Here is a 3,597-nt window from a genome sequence, read left to right as displayed (position 1 = left end):
TTAGCCGAAACGGGAGCGCAATGCCATCCTGAGACTTGCCATCAAGAAGCAGCGTTTCCATCGCGATGCCAAGATCAATAGCCTGGTCGACAGGCTGGCGGCGCCGCAACGACGAATTGAGGCGCTCAAGAGCAATAGTCAGCGCCGATTGAAACGAGGCGGGCAACGCCACAAAGCGTTTATAGAGATCCGGAAGCACGGCCAAATCTTCAGCTGATAGCGTTCGCGTCTCCCCTCCTTGCTCCCAAGACGACAGCAAATGCGGGTAAGCACCTCCAAAGCCAAAAAGTCCCGGAACATCTTCATCAGGCTCCGACCACACCGTGAGCAGCTGGTTTACAGACGGTCCAACCACGGTGAGCAATGTGCTTAGCACCTTGATAGCGCGCGGCTCGCAGTCGAGTGAAGGTGGATTATCGAGAGGCGTGAAATACTCATCTCTCGGAGTCATTCCACAGGGCATTCTGAAGTTCTTCACTACTGCAGCTGACGGACAAAACTGCTTTGACAACAGCATGTCCCAGTGACCGGTGGGTGGGTTAAAGGTAGCACTGTCCATCCATTGGCGRATGCCTCCGCGATTCAACATTTCGATGGGAACCAGCGTGAGTGAATCGGTAACACAAAACGGCTCGCTGAACCGCACCCCGGCCAGCAAGGCGACCTGAATAGCGGCGACATCGCTGGATCGCAGGAATTCGCCCAACCTGCGTACCGGGGGCTCCACCCCTCTGGCGGATGAATACTCGAGCAACCAGTCGGCCAGCACATTCATGTGGGCCGAACAAACGGAGCCGCCGGCGTAGACCATGTGGTTGTCATCAAACTTCGCAAGCGCGCTCTCGCGACTCATGTGGTCCAGCAACGCAGCTCCCTCCGGCGATTTCAAGTGCCCCTCCCCTTTCGTTCGCACGTCGGCAATGAGCTGCATGAGACGCTCCTCGTCTATCGCGCTCACAGACTCTTCTTTCATGGCTCGCTCAGGGTATCGCAGAAGCGCGAATTCTGGTTCGTAACGTGCACAGGTCGGACATACACCTGTTAGTCCGTAGGTCCCTGGTTCGAGCCCAGGTCGGGGAGCCAAATCAAGCCTCATTCGTGCAAGCGGATGGGGCTTCTTTCTTGGCGTCGATGTCAGCCCTCGCGCAAGCCTGTCTTCTCGCAGACGCCGACCGCCAGCCAAACGCCCACGAACTGGCACAGGTGCCGCGAGAGCTGCCACTGAGACAAAGGGCCAGCCAAGCGGCCACACGCGCGCCACATTAGGGAGGGCGTCAATCTTGGCGGCCACTATCCTTTGCACAGCAATAAGGTCACGTTCGAGCTGACGGTTACCCCATCCCTGAGCCGACCCCTGGCTGCTCGGCACGCTGGGCGCACGGGCCTTGCTGTCGCGCCGGCGGCTTCTGCCGGTTCGCCTTTAATTCGGAGATTGACATGGCCGCCTTGAAGAAATTCCTCCTTGCCGTTTCGACGGTGGCAGTCATGGCTCCGGCGTATGCCGAAAGAGATGCCTCCATCCCGCTGCTCCCGCCGAATACCTTGGTGGGGCAGATCCAGATCGCGGCTTTCCAGCCGTTCGGCCAGTCGTTTACGCCCACGCTGTCGAGCGTCGGATCCATCTCGCTATGGGTGATCAACATGAACATTGACTCCCAGCTGGYGCAGGACAAGACGCTGACCCTGAATCTGTATGCCGGAGAAGGTTTCAATGGCCCCGTGCTGGGGAGTTCAACGGTCAACGTCGACTCGCGCATCGGCACGTTGCAAGGCTGGGTAGGGCTCATCGAGTTCAACGTCGGCAACGTCGCGGTGCAGAGTGGCCAGCCGTACAGCTTTGAAGTCAGTGCGGCGTCCGCGCGGTACGGCGTCTACTGGTCGAATGAAGGGAATTACGCTGGCGGCAGCGCCATCCTGCTCGGCACGCCTTCGGCGACGGATCTCTATTTCGGTGTCTCGACGGTGCCGGAGCTTGCTTCCTACCAGCTTCTGCTACTGGGCCTGGCTTCAGTGGCGGGCGTGCAATTCATGAGGCGCCGAGATCGCCGCGGGTTGGACTGCTGATCACGAGTGAACGGGGAGCCAAATCAAAGCCTCACATGCGAAGGCCTGTGGGGGCTCTTTCTTTGCCGAACTGTGGCGACCGGCGGCGCACCTCCCGAATGGTTCCCTTGGACCAACGACGCCCCGCATCGTGAGGTCGGCCGGTCCATCTCGTCAGGCTTGTTCAGTGCGTCGCGCTCGATTACCGCGACAACCGAATTCACCGCAGGCGCGGTGGCCTGTTGGCTGCGAGCCATGCAGGCCCAGACTCCGGCCTCGCCCTTCGGGTTTTGGCGGAACAGCGAAGTTCCTCCCCTTGAGAGCAAGGGATTGCTTGTGAGCTGCGAATGCATGCCCAATAGCCGCGCAACTGCATTCCGCGTTGCATACAAACTATGGAATATCAAATGATTAACAAGCTAATTACGGCAGTCTGTGCAGCCGTTTTCGCGTTCGCTTCGAATGCCGCCACAGTGACAGGCGACGGCTTTGAGATCGAATATTCGACCAATCTGGATTATGTGAGCAGCTACAGCGCGGGGCCAATTGGGGGCGTAAATTTTGCAACCGACACTCACCACATGGGCACCTTCACGATTGAGAGCAATTATTTTCAATCGGCGGACCCGACAGACAAGCGTTACACCCTTTTGATTGAGACGGGCCTCTCGGTTGTTGAACCGAAAGATATACAACTTCGATTCTCATATTGGAGCGTCGACTATCAACTCGATATTTTTGATGTTACGTCTGGAACCTTTCTTCAAAAGATTAACTACAAATTGTCTGGCGCCGGCGCTGTTGGGTGGGACGATGGCCGTCAAATCAATTTATCAACAGAAAGTAGTCATGAAATCCGCATTACCGGTAGCTATACGTTTTCTCCAGGGCATGTGCTCACACCGTCGCCAGATTCAAACTGCCAAGCATTCACTTGTATGACCGCAGAATCGGACAAACTAGTAGGAGCACACGTGCGCTTTGCCGTTAGTTCGCCTGTCCCCGAGTTGCAAACCTGGCCTATGTTGGCCATGGGGCTAGGCGTGATCGGAATCGTTGGTCAGCGTCGAAGGCGCGCGTGAGAGACGCGGGGCAGTTCGCACTCCGGCTCTGCATGCACGTATCAGCGGCGCCGCCCCGCGCGCAGCCGCACACCAGCAAGCCAGCCGCCGCCGATCAGCAGCAGCGCCGCGATGCCCGGCTCCGGAACTGCGGTGACGTTGAACGTCAGGTCGCCTAGAGGCTCGCTTTCGAAGGCGTTGAACATGTGACCGCCTGGATAAGCGTCTTCGCCGACTACGGAGTAGTAGGACACCCCGAAGCGTTCGTCCGATGCAGTGAGCTGAAAGGAATAGGTTTGCCCTGGCTGCAACTTGACGGCTCCAAGGTTGAAGTCCACCAGCGCCGCGCCACCGGCGTCACCAAGAAGGGCCCGCACATCCACGCTGCTGGATGCGAGCAATGTGCCGCCGCTGCCCTCGCCCTCGTACAAGCTCAGAGAGACAAGGCTTCCCGGCCGAGACTTGTTCATGTTGCGCAACTCGACGCCAATGG

At 58.2% G+C, this 3,597-nt stretch carries 4 protein-coding genes; 2 read left to right on the top strand and 2 right to left on the bottom strand.

The window, feature by feature from the left end; genetic code table 11:
• On the bottom strand, positions 1-931 hold a 931-nt coding region (locus ACXJKR_RS27295), incomplete at its 3' end, for a hypothetical protein (protein WP_457325495.1).
• Between the two features lie 506 nt (positions 932-1,437).
• On the opposite strand from ACXJKR_RS27295, the gene ACXJKR_RS27290 reads away from it, so the two are divergent.
• Positions 1,438-2,064, top strand: coding sequence for a hypothetical protein (locus tag ACXJKR_RS27290; protein ID WP_457325494.1), 627 nt, complete (start codon positions 1,438-1,440; stop codon positions 2,062-2,064).
• A gap of 386 nt (positions 2,065-2,450) precedes the next feature.
• The gene (locus tag ACXJKR_RS27285; RefSeq protein ID WP_457325493.1) at positions 2,451-3,125 is read left to right on the top strand and encodes a hypothetical protein; all 675 of its coding nucleotides are present in this window, start codon (positions 2,451-2,453) and stop codon (positions 3,123-3,125) included.
• 41 nt (positions 3,126-3,166) lie between these two features.
• Here the strand turns inward: ACXJKR_RS27285 and ACXJKR_RS27280 are convergent.
• Positions 3,167-3,597: PEP-CTERM sorting domain-containing protein (locus ACXJKR_RS27280; protein WP_457325492.1), on the bottom strand; the 431-nt coding region annotated here is incomplete at its 5' end.

The organism is Roseateles sp. P5_E11 (genome assembly GCF_054049355.1).
This window is presented reverse-complemented; position numbering and strand designations above follow the sequence as displayed.

Coding starts and splice junctions, on each gene's coding strand:
- ACXJKR_RS27285 (WP_457325493.1), top strand. CDS start 2,451: ATGATTAACAAGCTAATTACGGCAGTCTGTGCAGCCGTTTTCGCGTTC.